Source organism: Virgibacillus sp. NKC19-16 (assembly GCF_021560035.1).
GTDB lineage: Bacteria > Bacillota > Bacilli > Bacillales > Amphibacillaceae > Virgibacillus_L > Virgibacillus_L salidurans.
The window spans coordinates 3,389,124-3,411,678 of sequence record NZ_CP074373.1; the positions used below are offsets into that span (position 1 = coordinate 3,389,124).

Genomic DNA, 22,555 nt, shown 5'->3' on the forward strand with positions numbered 1-22,555 from the left:
ACGTTGTCCGCAAAGGACGGTTTTAGTCGGCCTTCCTTAGAATAATCCTGCGGGGTCTTCAGACTCGTGCTTTTCCCGCAGGAGTCAACGGTCCTCCGCTCCAATCAACTATCAAATGTGGATATTTGTTGTTTGATTTTAAAATGCACAACACTAGCGGAGGAAATACACTGAGACTCCGGCGGGAGGAAAGGCATAGGTGAGACCCCGTAGTGCAATAGCACGAGGGGGCTCACCAGCCGCCCGCGGAAAGCGAAGTGTATTTACGCAGCGGGTAAAAAAAAAGCATCACCCTTAATTTTAAGTTACGTCTTCTTTTATATCTTTTATGCTATAAGCAACAATCTTTTAAAAAACAGCCTTTAATACTTATCTCTACTTTAACGGTGAATGATCATTCAGTCAACCTATTTTCCTGAAAATTTTATAATTATTATGAGCACTGCCCTCTCCTTTAGGAAGACAGCACCCTAGTAGCATTACATTCTTTCCGGAGCCGTCACACCGATTAAGCCAAGTCCATTTGCAATTGTGATCCGCACTGCTTTCATCAGGGCAATCCGTGCATGGGTAAGTTCTTTATTAGAATCATCGAGTACTTTCTCCGCATTATAGAAGCTGTGCAGCAATGAGCTCAAGTCAAATACATATTGCGTCACTTTATGTGGCATATGTTTCTCGGCTGCTTCTGCCACCGTTTGCGGGAATTCACCAAGTTTTTTAAGTAGGTCAACTTCTTTCTCGGATGTTAAAAGTCCCCCGTCAAATTCCGCATCTACTTGAAATCCCTTGTTCTCCGCTTGCTTGAGCATCGTGCAAATACGGGCATGTGCGTATTGCACATAATAGACCGGGTTATCATTTGACTCCGAACGAGCTAAATCCATATCAAAGTCAAGCTGGGAATCATTGGAACGTGCCATGAAAAAGTAGCGGGTAGCATCCACTCCGACTTCATTCATCAATTCCCGTAAGGACACTGCAGTCCCTGCGCGTTTACTCATTTTCTGTTTTTCGCCTTTTTCAAACAGGTTTACCATTTGAATAATTTTAACATCAAATTTTTCCGCCTCGTACCCAAGGGCCTGAATCGCTGCACGCATTCTTGGAACATAGCCATGATGATCCGCGCCCCATACGTTGATAATTTTATTAAACCCCCGGTCTAGCTTGTTCTTATGGTAAGCGATGTCCGGTGTCAAATACGTATAATTACCGTCCTGTTTAATCAATACGCGATCTTTATCATCACCAAACTCACTTGAGCTAAACCAGGTTGCTCCGTCTTGTTCGTAGACGTAATTACCCGCATCCAATGTCTGCAATGCCTCTGTAATTTTGTCATTCTCATATAGTGACATTTCCGAGAACCAATTATCAAAATGAACGCCGAAGTCGCTCAAGTCATGTTCAATATTTCCAAGCGCATGTTTTAATCCGTACTCTTTAAAAAATGCCAATCGGTCTGATGATTTAGCATCTACCCATTCCGTCCCATATTCACTCGCTAAGGTTTTGCCAATTTCAACAATATCTGCCCCTTGGTAGCCGCTCTCCGGCATTTCTGCATCTTTTCCCAGTGCCTGCAAGTAGCGTGCCTCAACAGATAGAGCAAGATTATCAATTTGATTGCCGGCGTCATTAATATAATATTCACGTTCGACGTCGTAGCCTGCAGCTGCAAGCACATTGCACAGCACATCACCATAAGCGGCTCCGCGAGCATGCCCCAGGTGTAAGTTACCAGTCGGATTTACAGAAACAAACTCAACCTGCACTCGCGCGCCGTTACCTGTATTTGTTTGTCCATAGGTATCACCAGCCTGTAAAATTCCGGGAATGGCGTTCCTGAGAAAATCATTTTTCATAAAAAAGTTAATGAACCCAGGGCCAGCGATTTCCACCTTTTCAACCTGTGCCTTGGATTGGTCCAGGTTTGCTGTAATGTCACCTGCAATTTCACGTGGCGCTTTCTTTACAATACGCGCAAGCTGCATGGCAATGTTTGTCGCAAAATCACCATGCGCTTTTTCTTTCGGTTTTTCCAATATAATTTCAGGTAATTCTTCCCTCAAAGCAAGTTCTGCCTGAATAACCGCATCGGCAATTTGCTGTTTTAATGTATCCTCTGTTTGCGTTAGGATGTTCACACTAAACCCTCCTCCTTAAATGTTAGCGCAAGTTCATGCTTTCGTTCTTCCTGCCCATTTAATTTAACCGTATAGGAAATAGTTAATTTACCCATTTCCCTATCATCAAAGGGCTGGTATGTAATATTATTGGTGTATGTTTCCATATGGATGGTTCCATACGGATGCTTTAATACATTTTCCGTTGTTTGTCGGCTGCGGAACTGCTGGTTCATCGCAAGCCCGCCTGTCCGTTTAATGCTGACTTTTCCGTCTTGAATGGTGATCAGATTTTTTGTGGTCACGTCTTCTTCCGTCTCTTCCTCATATGTAATCACATCAAGTTTATCTTTCCGAAAAAACGTTCCAGGGCGACTCAGCGTATTATACTCCATCTGCCCATTGTCATCAATGGTTGTGCGGAGTTCGATCTGAACCTGTTTTTGTAATGCATCCATCAATCTCTCTCAGCTCCCGAAGTGAATTATAGCTTATATTGTCTTATTATAGCGTTTACCGGGATAGGCGCGCTACATTTTTTATAAATAAGTTTATTTATCTTCATCTTTCCCCATAATGTGACTAATGCAGACATACATTGGAGCTAATCATTATGAGAAAAAAATTACATAAACGAAAGAATCGAATCATATTAAAATTAGGACTAGGTACACTCGCCTTAGCCTTTAGTTTTGTGTTTGGTATATATCTTATCAGTTTTCTTTTAGGTCCACCACCCCTAATGAATGAACAAAATACGATTTATTATAGTGCAAGTGGTAATGTCATTGGTGAAGAGCAAGGCACTGAAAACCGCCACTGGATAGATTTGGATGAAATGGCTCCGGAAATTATCGATGCCACGTTGGTCATCGAAGATCAACATTTTCACGAACATAATGGATTTGACTTCAAACGGATTGCTGGGGCTATTTTAAAAAATATCAGGAGCATGTCACTAAAAGAAGGTGCAAGTACACTAACCCAGCAGTATGCGCGTAATTTATACTTGTCCCATGAGAAAACATGGACTAGAAAAATCAAGGAAGCGTTTTACACCATTCGACTGGAAATGTTTTATTCCAAGGAAGAGATTTTGGAAGGTTATCTCAATACGATTTATTATGGGCATGGGGCGTACGGGATCGAGGCTGCAAGTAATTACTTTTTCGATAAATCTGCTGAAGATTTAACATTAGCTGAATCGGCCATGTTAGCTGCTGTTCCAAATGGGCCGACCTATTATTCTCCATTTAATAATGAAACCAATGCAAGCAATCGGCAGACACAGATTTTAAACCTTATGCAGGAAGAAAGTAGAATTACAAGTCAGGATTATAATGGGGCGATGCAGGAAGAATTAGTGTATGCAGAGCAGGAGGAAAGACAAGAGGATAAAATCGGGCCATATTTTCAAGATGCGGCACTAAATGAGGCTGCTGACATTTTGCAACTTGATCAAGAAGACGTGAGATCCGGTGGGTTTCAAATCCATACAACATTGAACACGGAACAGCAGGAAAAGCTAGAGAATCAAATCGAGGAGACCATCAATCCGACCAGCGATATTGAAGTTGGCGCTATGGCAATGGATCCACAAACGGGCGGAATTCAAGCTTTGGTCGGGGGACGGGATTATGAAAAGAGTACTTTTAACCGCACGATAGAGGCTAAACGGATGCCTGGGTCTACGTTCAAGCCATTTTTATATTATGCCGCACTTGAACATGGGTACACGCCTAGCACGATGCTGATGAGCAAACCGACCGCTTTTGAACTGGAGAACGGGGAGGTATATCAGCCAAGTAATTTTAATGATTACTATGCCAATGAACCAATAACCCTGGCACAAGCGTTGTCGCTATCTGACAATGTCTATGCTGTGAAAACGAATATGTTTTTAGGTACCCAGACGCTGGCAGATACAGCAGAGGAGGAATTTGGATTTACAAGCGAACTCCCGGCAGTGCCGTCGCTCGCTCTCGGGACTGCTGCTGTTTCCATGGAGGAGATGGTCAGTGGCTATAGCATGATCGCAAATGGCGGTAGACGTGTTTCCGGTTATACGATTGAAGAAATTATTGATCGTCATGGTGAAACAGTCTTTAAGCGAGATGACGAAGCGGGGGAGCAGGTACTTGATCCGCAAAATGCGTTTGTTTTAACCCATCTGCTTACAGGCATGTTCGACAGTGAACTCGATGGGTATATGGCTGTGACCGGCTCATCTATTGCAAGTAAACTTACCCGGATATATGCCGGGAAATCCGGGACGACAAATTCTGACAGCTGGATGATTGGCTATTCACCTTCCCTTGTATCAGGGATCTGGACGGGATATGACGATAACCGTTCCATGGAATTCGTTGCAGAATCCGCCTATGCAAAAGATATATGGTCTGGCTTCATGGAGGCTGCTCATCAAGGAATGGAACAGGAAAATTTTGATATCCCTGAAGGTGTCGTGGGTGTTCCCATTGACCCTGAAACCGGCGAGCGAGCCACACCCTATTGTGATGCAAGCCGTGTCATGTTCTTTGAAGAAGGCACAGAGCCTCAAGGTCATTGTTCGGAGCATTATCACGGGGACGACAGCGAAAGTGACGACCGGGGAATTTTTGAAAGATGGTTTGATTTGTTTTCTTAAGGCTATTTTCTAAAAGATTGGGACTGCACCAAAGGTTCGTCCCACCGAAAACATTTGTTGCTTTTGACGCAAAAGATATAAACTGCGACGTATCTTGATATGATTGTTAATCCACCGCTCCGGAAATACACTTCGCTTTCCGCGGGCGGCTGATGAGCCTCCTCGTGCTGACGCACTGCGGGGTCTCACCTAGGCCTCTGCTCCCGCAGGAGTCTCCGTGTATTTCCTCCGCTTAGTGTTCCGGTTACTACCGCTAAATTGTATTAGTAATCAATGTCTAGACATCGAACCATCTCACTAGTTCGGGTGAGCGAAGGGCGGTGACTCCTGCGGGAAAAGCACGTGTCTGAAGACCCCGCGGGATTATTCTAAGGAAGGCCGACTAAAACCGTCCTTTGCGGACAACGTCGGCATACCCCTTGCCGGGGCAAGGAGGCTGAAGCCGTGCCCTAAGGAGGCGCATCCGCCCTTCGCTGACCCGAACGGCGATTATAGCAAACAGCACTTACGTCGCATTTTATATCAACTGCGGTGATTTAAAAGCAACATTACTTACAAAAAGCGTTTTTCTTAAAGAAGCGCGGGGGCACTTCTCATGTTTGCCCATTAAATAAAAAAAGCCAACACATCAGTGTATGTCCGTTTCACCTGACGTGTCGGCTTCTTTTGTGTCCTAGTAAACATGAGTTAGCCCATGTATTCATATTTTACAAAGTTTTGTTGCAAAGTACAAGATTTTAAGTAAATGTTCATGATTCGGACACAAAATGTTCAATAATTTTATTCTGGTAACGCCTGTTTTAATTCATCGGTTGAATTCTTCCACATGTCCTCGTCAAAGTCGACCAGAAAATCCTTAAGTACTTTTTTCGAAGGCTCATCCATGTGTTCTACAACAATTTTTCCTTTTAAAGACTTTTCCATATGTGTAACATGCTGAGGCATGGATTTATAGGCGCGTTTTATCGAACGATCAACGATGAATTCGCTTCCGGCTACACCAGCATAAAATGGGCCGTTTTCGTTACGTTCAACATTCACCCAAACAAACCAGTATAATTTGCCATTTGGCACTTCATCACGGTTCGGTATTATTTTTACACGTCGTTCTACTTTACTGCGGGCATGCATGACGTCCATATCCACATACGCTTGCGCTTCCGCCGGGTCAACGATAACCGGTGACATATTTTCCAAACTAACTGTACCTGCACCATAACCCCCATGGCCGTCTGTTGAATCATCCTTAATAATGGTAAACGCATTTTTCTTCTTCGGCTGATCTTGCTCTGAACTCATCGCAGGAACCTCCTTCATATTTCTATTGTTTTTTAATTGTAGCACAGGTGATACGGTGATTTCACTATTTGTATCTAGTGTTTCATCCCATCGATAACACTTAGTGCGGTCTGCATTTCTTCATCTGTATAATTTTGCTTCCCCTTAACGCGATGAATTTTTTCTACCATTTGATCGAAGGACAAATCGTCAAAATAAAGCATTGTCGCAACAAGCTCAAGAAACCGGGAACTAAAGTGTTGCAACATTTCCACCCGACCTGAGATAGCAGGCATTTCGACAGAGAATTGTTCCAAAAACGTCTCCCCTTCAGACGTGATTGTATAATGGTACCTGGAGTAATTTCCCTTATCTTCTTTTGTTTCATTCAGAAATCCCAGGTTGTAAAGCTCCTCTACCCTTAACGTCAGCTCCTCCGAGTATGGACCGTAAAAATGAAAATGGAATTTTTCCTCAAAAGGCACATTGCTTTTTTGAAGAATATAGATCATTTTTTGCATTTTTTTCCTGCCTGTAATTTCTTTTGCTACTGAAAAAAACTGCATCAATCGCGCGTGATTAGTCAACATCCTTGATCTCTCCCTGGCCGTATAAGATTTCATTGATACGTTGTTTCTTATCTTCATCAGTCAGCTCATCCAATAAATCCTTTGGAAAATAAAGCTTGTGATCTGTGCGTTTTTTTCCGGAAATCGCTTCGACAATATCGGATTGGCTGGAAAGCTCTTTTAATTCCTCATTCGGCATGCGTAAATGGATAGGCAGACGCCCCTCATCCTCCCCTGGGCGATAGAAATCGTACGGCAAATCCGAGGACGAATCTACAACCAAATAATAATCCGGGTCAAGTCCTGAGTCCTGAAACAACGCTTGTAGCTCCAGCCATGCCTCGCGCTGTACATTCGGATTGAATTCGATATATTTAAACAGGCGGCGATTCATGAACCGTTCGCATAAATCGCTTAAAATCGCATCATCTTCTTCCTGCCACATTTGAAAATAATATTGCACAACAGCCTCATCCAGCTTCAAATACTCATCCAGCGCAACATCCCCCTCAAAAAAAGACAGGAAATGTGTTGGTTCGAGCTTAAATGTGAAGGCATGCGATTCAAATAAATATTTCACGCGTTGCAGGATTTTCGACAAAATGACTTCCGCACTTCTCGTCACAGGATGAAAATATACCTGCCAGTACATTTGGTAGCGACTCATAATATAGTCCTCAACCGCATGCATCCCCGTTGACTTAATGACAACCTGGTCATCAATCGGGCGCATTACCCTGAGGATTCGCTCCATATCAAAGTGTCCGTAGCTCACCCCGGTAAAATAAGCGTCACGCTGCAGGTAATCCATTCGATCCGCATCAATCTGACTTGAAATGAGGCTGACAACTAATTTATCTTCATATGTTTTTGCAATCACATCAGCGGTCTTTTGCGCAAAACCTGTACTAACACGCTCTAAAATTTGATTAATATGGGTATTGCCGAGAATTATTTTTTGTGTAAAATGTTCATGATCCAGTTTAAAAACCTTCTCAAAAGAATGGGAAAACGGCCCATGCCCTAAATCATGAAGCAGCGCCGCACATAAGCTAAGCAAGCGCTCATCCTCATTCCAATGCTTCCTCCCTTTAAAATTGTAAATAATCCGCCTTACAATTTCATAAACGCCAAGGGAGTGATTGAAACGGCTATGCTCCGCACCGTGAAAGGTATAATTCGTTGTCCCAAGCTGCTTAATCCGGCGCAGCCGCTGAAATTCAGGTGTAGCAATCAGATCCCAAATGACCCTATCATTGACGTGCACATATCTATGTACAGGATCCTTAAACACCTTTTCCTCATGTAATTGTTCATCTTTATATGCCATAATCTCTCTCCCGCCTCGGGGGCCTGTCCCTCAACGCTTTATTACTTTAGTGTAGCGAGGGACAGACCCCTTACTATACCTTTATGTTTAGTATATAATAGATGGGCGAATGAAAAAAGGAAATGCAAGGAGTAAATTATGAAAAACTGGAAAGAAATCATTAGCCATACAACATTTCGATACCTTGATCACGCAGATAAACATACATTTCATCACGAGCCCTACACGGCGTTAACATCTTTTGCGATAGATGACGCTTTGTCACTGTCGGTTAGTGATGAAAAGACTCCACCTGCCATCCGCCTGTGGGTCCACCCTGACACCATTGTCCTTGGGATACCTGACGCGCGCCTTCCCTATATTGAAGATGGTGTCAAATTGCTAAGCGAGCGGGGATATCATGTGGTGGTACGGAATTCCGGCGGTCTTGCAGTTGCGCTGGACGGTGGTGTATTAAATATTTCACTTATTTTACCAGGCGTTAAACATATTTCCATTTATGACTGTTATGAAGCGATGGTCAGCTTCGTAAAATACATGCTGCGTGACGTAACGAATGAGATTGAAGCCTATGAAATCGTCGGCTCCTATTGCCCGGGGGATTATGATTTAAGTATTCACGGAAGAAAATTTGCCGGCATCTCTCAGCGTCGTGTCAAAGACGGTGCCGCGATCCAAATCTATTTGGATGTGGAAGGCAACAGCTTCGAGCGCGCTGCCTTAATTCGAGAATTTTATGCTGTAAGTAAGCGAGATGAAGAGACAAAATTTGATTATCCAACCGTGAAGCCGGAAGTCATGGCTTCCCTATCGGAATTATTGGGAGAACCAATGACGGTGAAAGATATGAAAAATCGTGTATATCATGCTTTGGAGGATTTTAGTGATGAGCTTGTTACGACAGATTTTTCGGTGGAGGAGCTTATCGTATTTGAAAAGCGGCTGGAGCAAATGAAGAAGCGGAATGAGCGTATTGCGGGGATGCAATAGTACCATTGGTGCGGATCGGGTGACGTTATATCTTAAGAAAGCGGAGGTCTTTCATGTCACATGGAGGGTGGAAAGGTTGAAGAACAACAGCTATCCGAGCTAAAAAAATCTGGATGATACATAAGGGATCTTGCTAAGCCGTCAAAAGCGTAACCTCAATCATGCACACTAAAAAAATGAATTAAGGACGTTTAAGCCAGCATGATAAAGGATATATATTCCAGTAGTAAGGAGTTTAATTATGCGTATCAATAGAGTCATGCTTTTCTTTTCGGACAAGTTTCTTAACGCTAAGTAGCGAAACGAAAATACGAGCCCAAAAGAAAGAAGGGATCATATTGTTTGGATTATTTGACGTAGTGCGGTTAGTGATGGCAGCCCTAATTATTTTGCCGATTACAGCTGTGATTCGTGAAGGCGGATACTACTTTGCAGCCACCCTGCTTGGGGCAAAGAATAAAAAGCTTACTGTAGGGAGTGGCCCTGTACTTTTTACGTTGCCCACGATAGAAGTTCGCCGCTATTTCTTTATGTATAGCTGGATGAAATATGATGAATTGCACCCAAGCAATCGATTTTGGCATGGTATTATTTATATCTCCCCTATTTTAGGTCCGTTACTTCTCGGTGCATTTATTAATACACTATTGGCACAAGACATCCTTCCAAGCAATATGTTCTGGGACACATTCATGTATTATATATTTTACTACATCTTTTTTGATTTGATCCCTGTTTACTTGCCGGATGGACAACCGACAAACGGAAGAGCGATATTTGACCTGATTAGGTATGGAGAACGAACGGACTTTATTAAAGAAGAAATGGAGGAAGAGCCTCTTGGAAGTGTAAAAAAAGGCTATACGGAGGAACAAGAAGAAACAATTAAGAGTCGGGATAAAGATCAACAGGAACGCAGGGATCATACAAGGCCTGAATCAGATCATGAAGAGACGAATGAAAGTGAAGAGGAAAATGATTACACCCAGGAGCAGGACGAAAAGAATAGAAGTCGGGCTAGAGGTTAACAGAAGCAGATCGAAAACCGGATAAAGATATTTCTGCCACATAAAAAAGCCTGCAAAGAGCCGTTCCAACTCCTTTGCAGACTTTTCATATATGCATTACTTAAGCTTGAGCCGCTGTTATCAGCGCCAATTTAAACACATCATCTGCACTGCAGCCACGTGAGAGATCATTCACCGGTTTGTTCAATCCCTGCAGGACCGGGCCAACCGCTTCAAATCCACCTAAACGTTGTGCAATTTTATAGCCAATATTTCCAGCTTCTAGACTAGGAAAAATAAACGTATTTGCATCCCCATTCAGTACAGAATCCGGGGCTTTCTTTTCTGCGACGCTTGGGACAATTGCGGCATCAAATTGGAATTCTCCATCAATCACAAGGGATGGATTTTTTTCCTTGGCAATTTGTAATGCTTCCGTAACTTTTTCCGTTTCCTCTGATTTTGCAGAGCCTTTTGTTGAAAAGCTTAGCATGGCGATGCGTGGATCGACATCAAATAAATCAGCGGTTACGGCGCTCTCTACCGCTATTTCAGCAAGATCTTGAGCTTCCGGCGCCATATTGATGGCACAATCAGCAAAGACATATTTTTCATCGTCACGAACCATCACGAATACACCGGATGTTTTCTTGATGCCTTCTTTCGTTTTAATGATTTGGAGTGCCGGGCGGACCGTGTCAGCTGTAGAATGTGTTGCACCGCTCACCAAGCCGTCTGCCTGATTCATATAAACGAGCATAGTACCGAAATAATTCCCGTCAAGCAACATTTTTCTAGCATCTTCTTCTGTCGCTTTCCCTTTGCGTCTTTCCACAAACGTCTCAACCATCAAGTCAAATTCTGCAAATTCCTTAGGATCCAATATCTTACAGGAAGACACGTCCACAGCAATCTCCCCGGCTTTTTGTTTTATGCTCGCTTTCTCCCCAATTAAAATAGGTGTTAAAATCCCTGCTGCGCTTAATTGGCTTGCTGCAGTTAAAATACGCTCATCCAATCCTTCTGGAAAAACAATCGATTTATTTTCTGTTGCTACTTTGTCTTTTAATTGATCAAATAATGTACTCATTTTTAAAAAACCTCCTGCTTGTCTATACTTAAATAATAGCTGATTTCATACGCGATTTAAAGCAATGCCCTTTGTCAGACTGGCATTTTTGACAGTCTAATGACAAATAGCGTTTTCATAAGTTTATTGGAAACATTGTATAAGATTAGGTTGCCCCATTTATGATAGACTAACGATGGGAGAAGTATTTTTAATTAAAAAGGAGCGATTTATAATGGTTGAAGCAGTAGAAACCATGGACGGCTGGTATAGCCTGCATGATCTGCGTAGTATAGATTGGAATTCATGGAAATTAGCATCAGAAGAAGAACGCAAGGAAGCAATTGATGGCTTTGACAAACTGCTTGCGAAGTGGGACGCAGTTGAAGAAGAGAAGAAAGGAAGCCATGTGCTTTATAAGATCGTGGGGCAGAAAGCTGACTTAATCTTCATGTTCCTGCGCCCGACGATGGACGAGTTAACAGACATTGAAACAGAATTCAATAAATCAAAACTTGCGGAGTTTCTAATCCCCACGCATTCCTATGTATCTGTGGTGGAGCTTGCCAAGTACCGTCCGCAAAAAGACGGGGTTGATCCGGAGACATTGCCGGAAACACAAGAACGGTTGAAACCAATTCTTCCAAAATGGGAGCATATTTGCTTCTACCCAATGGACAGGCGCCGCACTGGTGATGAAAATTGGTATACATTGGAAAAAGGAGATCGCGGGAAACTGCTTTATGAACATAGCAAAACCGGCCGTAAATATGCTGGGAAGGTAAAACAAATTATTACCGGATCCATTGGCCTGGATGACTGGGAATGGGGCGTTACATTATTTGCCCATGACCCATTGCAATTTAAGAAAATCGTTTATGAAATGCGTTTTGATGAAGTGAGCTCTCGCTATGGTGAATTTGGAGAATTCTTCGTTGGGAATAGGTTGCCGAGGGAAGATGTAGCAGATTATTTGAGCGTGTAGTGCCTGAGCAGGGGTTTGACCGGAGGTTTTGTCCCGCGGTCGGGTGGATTTGTTCCGCGGTGGAGTAGCCTCGTCCAGCGCTCAGGACGCTTTGTCCCGCTGTCGAAGTGCTTCATTCCGCGTTCGCGACGTTTTGTCCTGCGGTCACAGGCCATTTATCAGCGATTCGTTGAACTTATCGCGCCCCCTCAATTTTATCAAGGGAGCAAGAGAACCGCCCGTGTGCTTCCTAAGGGCTTTCTGTATAAATTAATGCAGAAAGTCCTTTTTTTATTTGTCATTATTTACTGGGCATTCGCATACGTATAATTAGTGAGCATTAGCACTTGAGATTCAAGCAGAAATGAGCGCAGTGATTTGGTCAGGTGAACACCGGCAGATATAAATCATAATGCTTTTTCTCACCGAATTTACCGGAATGCCCTTTCCGTATATTAATGAATTATATGAAGGAGGTTTTTTCATGAGTCAAGATGAAAACAATTCAAATCAACAGTTTCAAAATCCCTACCAGCCTTACCCTTACTATTATTACCCTCAAGCATCACCCGCGTACTATCCGTACCCGGCGTACTATAGACAGGAAACCGCACCACCACAACAGCAACAGCAACAACAAATGCAACAAGCGCAGCAGGCACAACAAGCACAACAACAAGCTGGGGAAGGCGGCATGCTTCCAATTCAGCAATCTTACATTGAAAACATTTTGCGACTAAACCAAGGTGAGCATGTTACGGTTTACATGACGTTTGAAAATAATGACCAGTGGAATGCGCAAATTTTTGAAGGGGTTATTGAAGCGGCAGGAAGAGATCACCTCATATTAAGTGATCCACAATCAGGCAGGCGTTACCTGCTTCTAATGGTCTACCTTGACTATGTCGTATTTGATGGCGAAATTAATTATGCCTACCCATATGGCGGAAACGGCCAGTTGGCGAATTTCCCACCAAGATAATAGCAAATAAGGATGACACAAAAATTACTGTGTCATCCTTTTTCACCATCTTAGAAAGGGCGATTACATGCGACATCCTTATGAAAAATTCATCCGCATCGAAATCATCTGCCTTACATTTGTCATCTTAGTCGGTGTATTTGCTCTCTTTCAAGGCGCTGCGCTGGTTATATTGATGTGCTTCTTTGTGCTTTCACTCAGCCTATTTTGTGATGCGCTCATAGCGTGGTATTCACACCGAACAGCGCAAGCCGCAAAACAGCTTATTCGCGGGGTAATGGTCATCATGTTTACCACTGTCCTATTTTTCCAGCTATAGATGTCTTAACAAAGCTATTCCAAGTAAAACCCACCCGATTAAAAATGCTAAACCACCAATTGGGGTAATCATAGCAAATGTCTTGATCGCAGTCGTGGAATAGATATAGAGACTTCCTGAGAATAAAATAATCCCCGCAAAGAACATCCAACCTGCCCAAACAGCTCCTCCACTGGTGAATTTCGCTAAAAGGAGGCCTGTTATGAGAAGTGCCATGGTGTGAAACATTTGATAATTCACAGCTTTATCCCATGTTTTTAATGCATTCGCAGACACCCTTCCCTCTAAACCATGTGCGCCGAATGCACCGAGTGCCACAGCTAAAAATCCATTTATTACACCAAGTATCAGAAAAACCTTTGTCATTTACATACACTCCTAAAAATCAAAAATTGAGTCTCCATTTGCCACGTCATGGTCCATTTTCGTTGATGTCCTTTGTTTATTTTCGCTTGATTGTTTGCCAAGCATTGCCTTCATTTCTTCAGCTGATATAGCCTCTTTATTACCTGTAGAAGGAGAGTCTTCCTCTAAAAAAAGATCGCATAATAAACGAACATTTTCAATATGCTTGATCATTTTATCCTGATTATGCTGCTCCTTTGCGTGATTTAATTCAGTGATCATCTTCTGAATTACAGTATTATTTCCTACCTCCATGTACGATCGCTCCCTATTTCACATACTCTCACATTATTATACCATCATTCTACACATGCAAAAAGCCTTGGAAATTTCCAAGACCCCCCTATGTATCATTTATTTTTCATTACGTCTCTTACGCTATTGTCTTGTAAACTCAAGCTTTTTCTCTTGTTCCTTCGTATAACGGTCATACATCCATCGCAAAAATTCTACCTCGTTTTCTTGCAATTGCCGATTGAGTTTCTCTCTTGTATCCTCACATACCTCCAAAAAGCTCTTCATAGCGCCTGAGAACCCCCTTAAACTGACGTAATTGGATATTTCTAGCATTATTATACCGTGATTCATTAGAAGAATCAATATTAAATGTGAAATTAATAAGAATTTACAGAAAAATACTTTATTTGACAAACAAACTTTGCCTGATGTGACAAACTTCCATCATTTCTCTTACATAGAAAAGCAAAAAAAGCGAAAAACCCATCAACGGGGTCCTCCGCTTTTCATCTATTTATTGATCCTCAAGTTTTGCTTCAAGCTCGGTAATTCTGGCTCTTAGTTCATTGATATCTTCTTTTGTCGCTAGCCCGAAATCTTTCGCCATTCCTTGTGTTTGCTCAAATTGCTTGGTGCTCCATTCGTCTTTCTTCATTTCGCCTTTTTCAATAAAATTATTCATCACTGTTCTTGCCTGCTCTGATGTTAATTCATTTTTTTCAACTAGTTCACTGAGCTTACTATCCAGTTTTTCTTTCCCGCTAACTGCAGCACCAATTCCGAGTAGAAATCCTTTTTTTAATGTATCAGCCATCCTAACACCTCCCTCACTTTCTGGATCGGATCATTCGAAAATGTTTAAACAAGAGTATACTTGTTGTAGTTGTAAATAAAGCTATGAGCACAATTGCGATTATGCTAATGGTCATTGAATTGAAGATGCTAGCATAAACCGCTAATCCAATTCCTACTACTATCATGATAAAACTAATGACCTCTAAAAGTAAATAAAAGTGATGCTTCAGTTGAGTATGATGCTTCTCTTTATCCCACTGCCTATCCTTTTCCCCGCTTTCCAGGAAAGAAAGCAATGCATTTGGCATGGATAAAATAGGCTTTGCCAAGTCTTTTGCTTTCTGTTTATAGATCGATTCAAGGATGTTTCGCGTACCAAACCATTGCTTAATCTTTGGTTTTGCCCATTCTTCAATATCCATGTCCGGATAAACCGTGAATAATATCCCAACCACAATGGAAACTGCCCTGCCGTAATAGGCATAATCTGCAGGCAATTGAATGGGCTCTTCTTTGACGAAATGACGAACCTCATTTTTAATTTTTGCCATTGCATCAGCGTCTAAGTCCTTAAAAGATCCGCTCTCATACATTTCAACCGCTTGTTTCAGGTTTTTTTTAAGTTGCTTCCTATCTGCATCCGGCAGCAGGAAATTCATCTCTTCCAGTGCATCGATGATGATATCATAATCATCTATGATAAAACCCTGAACAAACATTTTAAAATTATGTGTATCTTGTTTACTTAATTCACCCACCATACCAAAATCAATAATTGCAATTGTTCCATCCTGCTGTACTAAAATATTCCCGCTATGTGGATCCGCATGAAAATTACCCGGGTTCAGAAATTGATCGATATAAAAATCAAACAGCGTCTTCGTTGTTTCCTCTACATTAATATCATGTTCCTTAATATATTCCAGATCTGTTATTTTTGCTCCATCCATCCATTCCATTACGAGTACTTTCGTTGTGGTTAAATCTTCATGAAAAGCAGGGATATGTACATAGTCATCATCTTGATAGCGTTCCCTGAAATACTTTCCGAATTCCAGCTCCTGCTCAAAATCCAACTCACGATCCATGACACGGACAATTTCGTGAAAAAGTGCTTTCATATCTGCATTTTTACCAAATGAAGTAAACTTAGCTATAATCCAAAATACCATTCGTAATGCAATGAAATCTTTTCGAAAAATTTCCTGTATACGGTACCGTTGCACTTTTACAGCAACTGGAGTTCCATCTTTTAATTTTCCCTGATAAACTTCTCCAATCGAGGCAGAAGCGATGGAAGATTCATTAATTTCCAGTAGATGTTCATCAATGGCCGCCCCCCACTCTTCTTCCATGAGTGATTTGGCATAATCGAATGACATTGGTTTTACCTGGTCAACTAAACCAGAAAGCTCTTTGATAAAAACATCTGGCATAATGTCCGTTCTTGTAGTTAGAAACTGACCAACCTTTACCAATACACCACCAAGACTTACTGCTTTAATCCGATATTCCTTTGCCATATTTACTAATAGATCATTCCATTTTTTTTGCGTTTTACTATCCCATACACTATGGCGAAAAAGGAAGAAGTAAATTTTAAAGATAAATTTAATAACCATCCAAACGATGACGGTATAGCGATAGATAAAATTATATTTAAGGGAGCCTTTCAAGATTAACACCTCATCTAAACTATACCCAAATATGTATTAGGTTAATCACAGTTTACTACACTCTGTTATTCTATGCGAACTCGACTCTGCTATGTATAATTATTCATTTACCCCTGGACATTTGCATATATTCACTTATAATGAGAAAAAGAATTATTTTATAAGGTGGCTATTTTTATGGGGGAAAATAAATACAAATTAATCGATCATTTAAAATTTATCATCCCATCATTACTTGGTATCTTCTTGTTTATGACACCTGTACCAACAGATGATGGATTTACGATACCAATCGCCGTTTTAGCAACTTGGGTGCAAGAGCTTTTAGCCGGTCAGCTATCTGCCATTATGATGATTATTATCGTTTTTACAGCAGTGATGACAATGATTGCCAAATTTATAGGACCTAACGCGTTTGCTAAAACACCATTTTTCCAAAGTCTTTTTTATACAGGCTGGTTTTGGACCATTACAAGAGTCCTTGCAGGGATATTTGCCATTATGGTCTTCTTCCGATTAGGGCCGGAAGCAGTTCATGGTCCGGACACCGGGCAAATGCTACTGGATGACTTGCTGCATGTATTATTCGCTGTCTTTTTATTTGCGGGCCTGTTTTTACCCTTATTAATGAATTTCGGTTTGCTGGAATTATTCGGAACATTGATGACGAAGATTATGCGTCCTTTATTTAAACTTCCAGGCCGTGCATCGATTGATTCCTTAGCTTCATGGATCGGTGATGGGACAATTGGGGTGCTACTGTCAAGTAAGCAATATGAGACAGGTTATTATACGAAACGGGAAGCCGCTGTTATTGGTACAACGTTTTCTGTCGTGTCGATCACATTTTCACTGGTCATTATTTCTGAAGTGGGACTTGCGCATATGTTCGTTCCGTTTTATTTAACTGTTCTGATTGCAGGTTTTGTGGCTGCATTAATCATGCCTCGTATCCCGCCACTGTCTAGGAAGGCTGATACGTATATCAATGAAGCTGCCGATGGGATCTCAGAAGAAATTCCTGAGGAGCATACGAGACTTTCATTTGGCTACGAAAAAGCACTGGAACGCGGTAGAAAAGAAACGAGTGTTTATAAGTTCTTTAAAGAAGGCGGACAAAATATTCTCGATATGTGGATGGGTGTAGCCCCGATTGTTATGGCTTTTGGTTTAGTTGCATTAATTATCGCGGAATTTACACCGGTGTTCCAGTGGCTTGGAATGCCTTTCGTACCACTGCTTGAATTGATGCAGGTTCCGGAAGCTGCCGCAGCATCAGAGACGATTTTAATCGGGTTCGCTGATATGTTCTTACCAGCCATTTTCGCCGCATCGATTGAAGCGGAAATCACACGATTCATCATCGCTACCCTATCTGTTACACAATTAATCTATATGTCCGAAGTCGGTGGACTGTTGCTCGGATCGAAAGTCCCTGTCTCGTTTAAGGATCTCGTTGTAGTATTCTTGCTTCGGACGATCATTACATTGCCGATTATTACATTGATTGCACATATTATATTTTAATTGGCGGGTATTGGTAGTACAGAGATACATGATGAAAATAAGGAATAGACCTCACCAAGCTGTTAAACGAAGGTGAGGTCTATTTTTATTGGTTAATGATTATCACAAGAAGTGTTGCTAATGCAAACCAAAGAAAGACCGGCATTCTTGATTGGAAGCATATAAAGTTTTCTCACTTGGACAAATTATCAGCCATCAATGTTCTTCCCAAACTAATTCATCTTCCTTTATATAAAGTAGAACATCGCCACGAACTACTTTGTCACCAGCTTTTACAGCCACTGTCTCAATTACTCCAGTTGTCCCAAACAAAATTCGCTTTATATTTCTCTGTTCATCTTGAATAATTGCTAACAATTGCTGACCGCGAACTTTTTCACCTAATTCGACTTTAATACTTTCCACACTTCCTTTAACTGGGCTTGTTATAATATGTCCGTAACCCCAGCGTCTTGGGTACACTTCATATTCCATCATTAGATTCATCTCCTTTATTTATGGATAGATTCCGTAAGTATTTAAATGTCATTGCAACGTCTTAGTCTAGTCTTATGATAAATTCGTATTATCAGGTAAAGATTTTTAATTTTACTTTTTTAGTCCTCTAATAATATTCGTTCCCTCAGTATCGGAGAACTCCTGCAATTATACTTTTGTCAATATAAATCTTTAAACTTCACATATTTACTGTGTATTATTATTATAGTTTTTCAGATCAATCCAATCAATATATAATTCAGATAAAATCAATCTGTTTTTGATATAAAGGTAGCGAAAAAAAAGAGCGCAAGTCTTATTCCAGATTTGCGCCCTTCGTATTATGAGGTCAGCCAGTCTTTTCTGGTTGGCCTAATTGGAACCAAAAGCTAAGCGTTTATATTAGATTTTTCAATTATTTTATCAGCAATTTCTTCTGGAGAACTGCCATTTGTGTAAACAATATATTTAGCTAGCAACTTATTAGACTTATGTTTAACAAAGTGCTCATTTAACTGGTACATATCATTGTTAGTGGTCACACCTTTTAGTCTTTCGTTTAGGACATTAATGGATTCCTGTTCATTTTGACTTGGCAGCAATAAAAATATATTTTCATAGTCAATGAGAGCACTCTTGACTTCTTTGAATAAACGTTGGTCTTCATAAACAGAGTGGCCGGCACCGAAATCATGGGTACAATTTGGGTAATCCTCCAGCGTAACCGCGTGTGCTTCAAACGTTTTCCAATACGTATACATAGCCATATAACCATAAGTTTCGCGTATTTCATTTTGCCTTATTTCACTAAAGCCTATTTCTTTGTAATAATCAAATCGTAAATCATCCATTGGTCGTTGGGGAATTCCAGTTTTACTTGAAAGCACTTCAGCCACTGTACTTTTACCAGAACAAATTGGGCCGATTAAAATAATAGTACAAGACATTTGAATTCCTCCGATACCAATTTTTTGTTTTTAACGATCAAATTACAATATTTATTATTACTCTTTATGTGTTAACGGAAAAACGAGATGTTTTGAAAAAGTGAAATAGTTATAATTAGCGTTGATAAGGATCCTGCAGACAATAAAGTTATCATTCTTCGCCTGTTTATCTTTTTTGAAGGTTTAACAGCCTCTCGGGACACCCCGATCCATATAACAATAGAAAATATAGCTGCTATGGTTATAACATCTGTGGACATATTTGATCCCTCCTTAATTCACAAAACATTTGAATTTTAAAATAACATTAGCCCCAAAATTAATTACGCCCGTTACTTTAAAATTATAAATCAACATAGAAACAAGCAATTAATACGAAAGCCATAAATAAAATCCCTATCCAATCTATAACTAGTGTTTGAATATTCTTTTTCTTGTTATACCACATTATTTTTATTAGAGACGTAGCCAAAAAAAGCATTAACACAGATGCAAATAAAACCGTTAGAGAAACACGAAAAGCGGTAGCTAAATATAAGACTGCCAGCCAAAACCAAATCATAATAACAAATTTCTCGACTTTATACTTATTTTCGTTAAATAGGAATTCGATAACATTTTCCTTTATCAAAATCCGACTCCTTTTCCATTAATGTAAAAGTACCCTTTGGAGTCATCATATCCAAAGGGGCAAAACAGTAAAAAACAATGCCTCAAACAGACATAGGCAACACCCCTCCGTTATAGCATATTGCGTGCACTACAACCGACGAGGATGCGCCGATCCTCCTTGAGAAAATACGATTATTGCATATCCATATTGTACCACTGAAAATTTCATTATTTAAGGTTTTTCTACTTTTATTGAAAAATCCCATCATGAGGATTAAATTTCCTATTTATATCTGCAAGGCAAAATCGCCGCCTCAAAGAGACAGCGATTTTAAAAAGGGGGTTAAATTGTTTTATCTGAATCGCTGGTTCACAATATCCGTTATTTTTTCCGTAACAAGCGATGTGTCTTTCGGTACCTCTTCATCTGCTTCTTCATATTCCGATGCTTTTTCAACGAGACTGGCATCATAACCTAATTGTTCTGCCATACCACTCATAAATTCGTAAAAGCTCTTGTTTGTAGAAGGTCCCGTATTGTAAATACCTGTAATGTCTTTTGGCACAAGCTCTGCGATGGTATTTGCCAAATCTTCTACGTGGACAAAGGTTCTAATTAAATCACCACGAAAGGCAATCGGTTGGCCGGAACGTAAATGATAAGAAAGTTCATCTGTTCGCGCGTCCAGTTTGCCAATTTGATTTTCCCCGTAAACAGGTCCGGCTCTTAGAATCATATAGTTTGACAGTTCATTTTTAATGAATCGCTCAGCCTTAACTTTGGCATTCGTATAATTACTGTAAATATGATCATCAGGCAATGTGGATAAGGAATCCTCCTCCGTGTATGGCCCTTTTCCGTCACTATAGACGAAGTCAGATGAAATATAAATCAGCTTGGTTGCCGGAGTGAGATGTGTTATTAAATGCAGCAGCCCTTGGTCGGTCAATTCATATTCATTTGGCCCATTCATAACAGACCAAATCACAACATCCGGATTTTCCTTTTTAAAAAAATCAGAGAAAGATTCCGGTTCGTTGATATCCAGTTTATGCAGCTCATCAAACACTGGTTTCGTTTCCAAATAGGTTCCGACGACTTCGATATCAGACTGATTTTCAAGCAATTTATAGACGGATGTTCCTACATAACCACTAGCTCCAAATACGACTACTTTCATCATTAACACCTACCCTTTCCCTAAGCTTTTGTTTGCGCTGATTCCTTACTTGTCTTCCCACTATATGCATTTTTCATTATAGTGGCTTTCCCTTCCATAAGTGGTTGTGTTATCCCAAGAAGAGGTTTGCTTGATAAAACAAGCACAAGGACAGCTGAGATGATACCAAGACCCACTACATCCAATGCATTATTAATCTCAAATACATCTGCTTCCCGGAAATACTGAATGAAAAATCCATGCAGCAAATAGACATACAGTGTTCGCGATCCAATATGGGTAAGCCGAGTTTTTGATTTAGGAACCCAAGACATGATACTAATAACCATGAGTGTTGCAACCACATAAACCCCGAGACGAGCTATCCCTCCATATGCGGGCAACCCTAACTCGGCATATGACGAGGAACCCAGTAACCATCCTGTATCAATAGCAGGAAGGTAATAGATAGCAACAGCAAGTGTCACCATCACAAGAACGGAGGCTATTTTTATCCCTTTTTGTTTTACCTGCATGATCTGCCTTTCGGTAATAAAATAACCAACCAAGAAAAATGGAAAGAATACAAACGTGCGTGATAAGCTAAATGTGTGTCCAATTTCTCCAAAATAACCTACTATTAATCCGATTTGCACTGCAATCATCACGCTTAGCCCAGCCGGAATTTTTTTAAACCAATACAGAAGCATATGCCAACTGAACAAGCTAATCAAGAACCATAGGGCCCATTGCGGATAAAACAGACTCGCTTGCCAATCTGCTTTTCCAATTAAGAAATAATATCCCGTATACAACAATTGAAAAATGATGTATGGCATGATTAATTTCTTCGCTAAATTAATGATATAATCTTTGTTCCCTAAACCCTTCGCAAAAAAACCTGCCAATAAAATAAATGCGGGCATGTGGAATGTGTAAATCCACATATAAAGTGTATTCATCCCCCTTGAGCCATCGACAAAAGGCTGAATCATATGGCCGAATACAACGAGGAAAATCAATAATATCCGTGCGTTATCAAAAAATGGATTCCTTTTCATTTATTTCTCATCCCTTTACGTTCATTGCTGTACTTCCCATTCTACCCGTTTTTAATGGGAAATACGTATAATTCGCCTTGATTTAAGGCAGTTGTTAGGGGATTGTAAATGGAATGAAAAGATTATGGCAGTGTTGTAAAAGGAATTGCAGGTATTGGGTTTAGGTGCTGTCTCCAGGTCGGGGTGGCGCTAGAGTAACTCTTATTGCCGAACGGGGCGCCCTGAACGCGGGACGAACTGTTTCGTGCGCGGAACGAATTGTGCTGATCGCGGAATGAGACGCCCTAAACGCGGAACGAACGGATCCTTGCGCGGAACGAGGCGCCCTGAACGCGGAACAACCCGCTGCGACCGCGGGACGAAACACTTTTCCA

The 22,555-nt window shown here is 40.9% G+C and carries 22 protein-coding genes; 6 read left to right on the plus strand and 16 right to left on the minus strand.

Annotated elements, in window-relative coordinates; translation table 11 throughout:
- Positions 1 to 479 precede the first annotated feature (479 nt).
- On the minus strand, positions 480 to 2,150 hold the full coding sequence (gene argS, locus KFZ58_RS16885) for an arginine--tRNA ligase (RefSeq protein WP_235792446.1): 1,671 nt from the start codon (positions 2,148 to 2,150) through the stop codon (positions 480 to 482).
- Complete coding sequence (locus KFZ58_RS16890; protein ID WP_235794773.1) at positions 2,147 to 2,587, minus strand: YwiB family protein; 441 nt, start codon at positions 2,585 to 2,587, stop codon at positions 2,147 to 2,149. Before KFZ58_RS16890 ends, argS begins: the two co-directional genes overlap by 4 nt.
- A gap of 155 nt (positions 2,588 to 2,742) precedes the next feature.
- Between KFZ58_RS16890 and KFZ58_RS16895 the strand changes: the two genes are divergently transcribed.
- Positions 2,743 to 4,776 carry a transglycosylase domain-containing protein gene (locus KFZ58_RS16895; protein ID WP_235792447.1) on the plus strand — a complete coding sequence of 678 codons (2,034 nt, stop codon included), beginning with the start codon at positions 2,743 to 2,745 and terminating at the stop codon, positions 4,774 to 4,776.
- A 780-nt stretch (positions 4,777 to 5,556) separates the two neighbouring features.
- On the opposite strand, the gene KFZ58_RS16900 is transcribed toward KFZ58_RS16895, so the two are convergent.
- The 3 genes from KFZ58_RS16900 to KFZ58_RS16910 all read right to left on the minus strand — a co-directional run bounded on the left by KFZ58_RS16900 (position 5,557) and on the right by KFZ58_RS16910 (position 7,953).
- Positions 5,557 to 6,075 carry a YwhD family protein gene (locus KFZ58_RS16900; RefSeq protein WP_235792448.1) on the minus strand — a complete coding sequence of 173 codons (519 nt, stop codon included), beginning with the start codon at positions 6,073 to 6,075 and terminating at the stop codon, positions 5,557 to 5,559.
- Positions 6,076 to 6,149: 74 nt separating this feature from the next.
- The gene (locus KFZ58_RS16905) at positions 6,150 to 6,644 is read right to left on the minus strand and encodes a YwgA family protein (RefSeq protein ID WP_235792449.1); all 495 of its coding nucleotides are present in this window, start codon (positions 6,642 to 6,644) and stop codon (positions 6,150 to 6,152) included.
- Positions 6,634 to 7,953, minus strand: a complete 1,320-nt coding sequence (locus KFZ58_RS16910) for an HD domain-containing protein (protein ID WP_235792450.1) — start codon at positions 7,951 to 7,953, stop codon at positions 6,634 to 6,636. Before KFZ58_RS16910 ends, KFZ58_RS16905 begins: the two co-directional genes overlap by 11 nt.
- A 138-nt stretch (positions 7,954 to 8,091) precedes the next feature.
- Here KFZ58_RS16910 and KFZ58_RS16915 point away from each other — a divergent pair, with 138 nt between their 5' ends.
- Together KFZ58_RS16915 and KFZ58_RS16920 are read left to right on the plus strand one after the other, a co-directional pair.
- Positions 8,092 to 8,943 (plus strand): lipoate--protein ligase family protein, encoded by an 852-nt coding sequence (locus KFZ58_RS16915; RefSeq protein ID WP_235792451.1) that lies wholly within the window; start codon positions 8,092 to 8,094, stop codon positions 8,941 to 8,943.
- A 368-nt stretch (positions 8,944 to 9,311) separates the two neighbouring features.
- Positions 9,312 to 9,971 (plus strand): hypothetical protein, encoded by a 660-nt coding sequence (locus KFZ58_RS16920; RefSeq protein ID WP_235792452.1) that lies wholly within the window; start codon positions 9,312 to 9,314, stop codon positions 9,969 to 9,971.
- 100 nt (positions 9,972 to 10,071) lie between these two features.
- Here KFZ58_RS16920 and pta read toward each other — a convergent pair whose 3' ends face one another.
- A complete protein-coding gene (pta, locus tag KFZ58_RS16925) occupies positions 10,072 to 11,040 on the minus strand; it encodes a phosphate acetyltransferase (protein ID WP_235792453.1) in 969 nt (322 codons plus the stop codon).
- A 214-nt stretch (positions 11,041 to 11,254) separates the two neighbouring features.
- On the opposite strand from pta, the gene hemQ reads away from it, so the two are divergent.
- Both hemQ and gerQ read left to right on the plus strand, forming a co-directional pair.
- On the plus strand, positions 11,255 to 12,004 hold the full coding sequence (gene hemQ / locus KFZ58_RS16930) for a hydrogen peroxide-dependent heme synthase (RefSeq protein WP_235792454.1): 750 nt from the start codon (positions 11,255 to 11,257) through the stop codon (positions 12,002 to 12,004).
- Positions 12,005 to 12,467: 463 nt separating this feature from the next.
- Positions 12,468 to 12,965, plus strand: a complete 498-nt coding sequence (gene gerQ / locus KFZ58_RS16935; RefSeq protein WP_235792455.1) for a spore coat protein GerQ — start codon at positions 12,468 to 12,470, stop codon at positions 12,963 to 12,965.
- Positions 12,966 to 13,278: 313 nt separating this feature from the next.
- Here gerQ and KFZ58_RS16940 read toward each other — a convergent pair whose 3' ends face one another.
- The 5 genes from KFZ58_RS16940 to KFZ58_RS16960 all read right to left on the minus strand — a co-directional run bounded on the left by KFZ58_RS16940 (position 13,279) and on the right by KFZ58_RS16960 (position 16,397).
- Positions 13,279 to 13,650, minus strand: coding sequence for a DUF423 domain-containing protein (locus tag KFZ58_RS16940; protein ID WP_235792456.1), 372 nt, complete (start codon positions 13,648 to 13,650; stop codon positions 13,279 to 13,281).
- Positions 13,651 to 13,662: 12 nt separating this feature from the next.
- On the minus strand, positions 13,663 to 13,944 hold the full coding sequence (locus KFZ58_RS16945) for a YwdI family protein (protein WP_235792457.1): 282 nt from the start codon (positions 13,942 to 13,944) through the stop codon (positions 13,663 to 13,665).
- Between the two features lie 123 nt (positions 13,945 to 14,067).
- Entirely contained in the window at positions 14,068 to 14,211 is a 144-nt protein-coding gene (locus tag KFZ58_RS16950; protein WP_235792458.1) for a hypothetical protein, read from the minus strand.
- A gap of 229 nt (positions 14,212 to 14,440) precedes the next feature.
- Positions 14,441 to 14,740, minus strand: a complete 300-nt coding sequence (locus tag KFZ58_RS16955) for a phasin family protein (protein ID WP_235792459.1) — start codon at positions 14,738 to 14,740, stop codon at positions 14,441 to 14,443.
- A gap of 13 nt (positions 14,741 to 14,753) precedes the next feature.
- Positions 14,754 to 16,397 carry an ABC1 kinase family protein gene (locus KFZ58_RS16960; RefSeq protein ID WP_235792460.1) on the minus strand — a complete coding sequence of 548 codons (1,644 nt, stop codon included), beginning with the start codon at positions 16,395 to 16,397 and terminating at the stop codon, positions 14,754 to 14,756.
- A 177-nt stretch (positions 16,398 to 16,574) separates the two neighbouring features.
- On the opposite strand from KFZ58_RS16960, the gene KFZ58_RS16965 reads away from it, so the two are divergent.
- The gene (locus KFZ58_RS16965; protein ID WP_235792461.1) at positions 16,575 to 17,924 is read left to right on the plus strand and encodes a YjiH family protein; all 1,350 of its coding nucleotides are present in this window, start codon (positions 16,575 to 16,577) and stop codon (positions 17,922 to 17,924) included.
- 195 nt (positions 17,925 to 18,119) lie between these two features.
- On the opposite strand, the gene KFZ58_RS16970 is transcribed toward KFZ58_RS16965, so the two are convergent.
- From KFZ58_RS16970 to KFZ58_RS16995, 5 genes are all read right to left on the minus strand, one after another.
- The gene (locus tag KFZ58_RS16970; protein ID WP_235792462.1) at positions 18,120 to 18,401 is read right to left on the minus strand and encodes a biotin/lipoyl attachment domain-containing protein; all 282 of its coding nucleotides are present in this window, start codon (positions 18,399 to 18,401) and stop codon (positions 18,120 to 18,122) included.
- A gap of 389 nt (positions 18,402 to 18,790) precedes the next feature.
- The gene (locus tag KFZ58_RS16975) at positions 18,791 to 19,348 is read right to left on the minus strand and encodes a nucleoside/nucleotide kinase family protein (RefSeq protein WP_235792463.1); all 558 of its coding nucleotides are present in this window, start codon (positions 19,346 to 19,348) and stop codon (positions 18,791 to 18,793) included.
- A gap of 343 nt (positions 19,349 to 19,691) precedes the next feature.
- Positions 19,692 to 19,979 carry a hypothetical protein gene (locus KFZ58_RS16985; RefSeq protein WP_235792465.1) on the minus strand — a complete coding sequence of 96 codons (288 nt, stop codon included), beginning with the start codon at positions 19,977 to 19,979 and terminating at the stop codon, positions 19,692 to 19,694.
- 334 nt (positions 19,980 to 20,313) lie between these two features.
- The gene (locus KFZ58_RS16990) at positions 20,314 to 21,144 is read right to left on the minus strand and encodes a sugar nucleotide-binding protein (protein ID WP_235792466.1); all 831 of its coding nucleotides are present in this window, start codon (positions 21,142 to 21,144) and stop codon (positions 20,314 to 20,316) included.
- A 17-nt stretch (positions 21,145 to 21,161) separates the two neighbouring features.
- Complete coding sequence (locus KFZ58_RS16995; protein ID WP_235792467.1) at positions 21,162 to 22,181, minus strand: acyltransferase family protein; 1,020 nt, start codon at positions 22,179 to 22,181, stop codon at positions 21,162 to 21,164.
- Between the last annotated feature and the right edge of the window lie 374 nt (positions 22,182 to 22,555).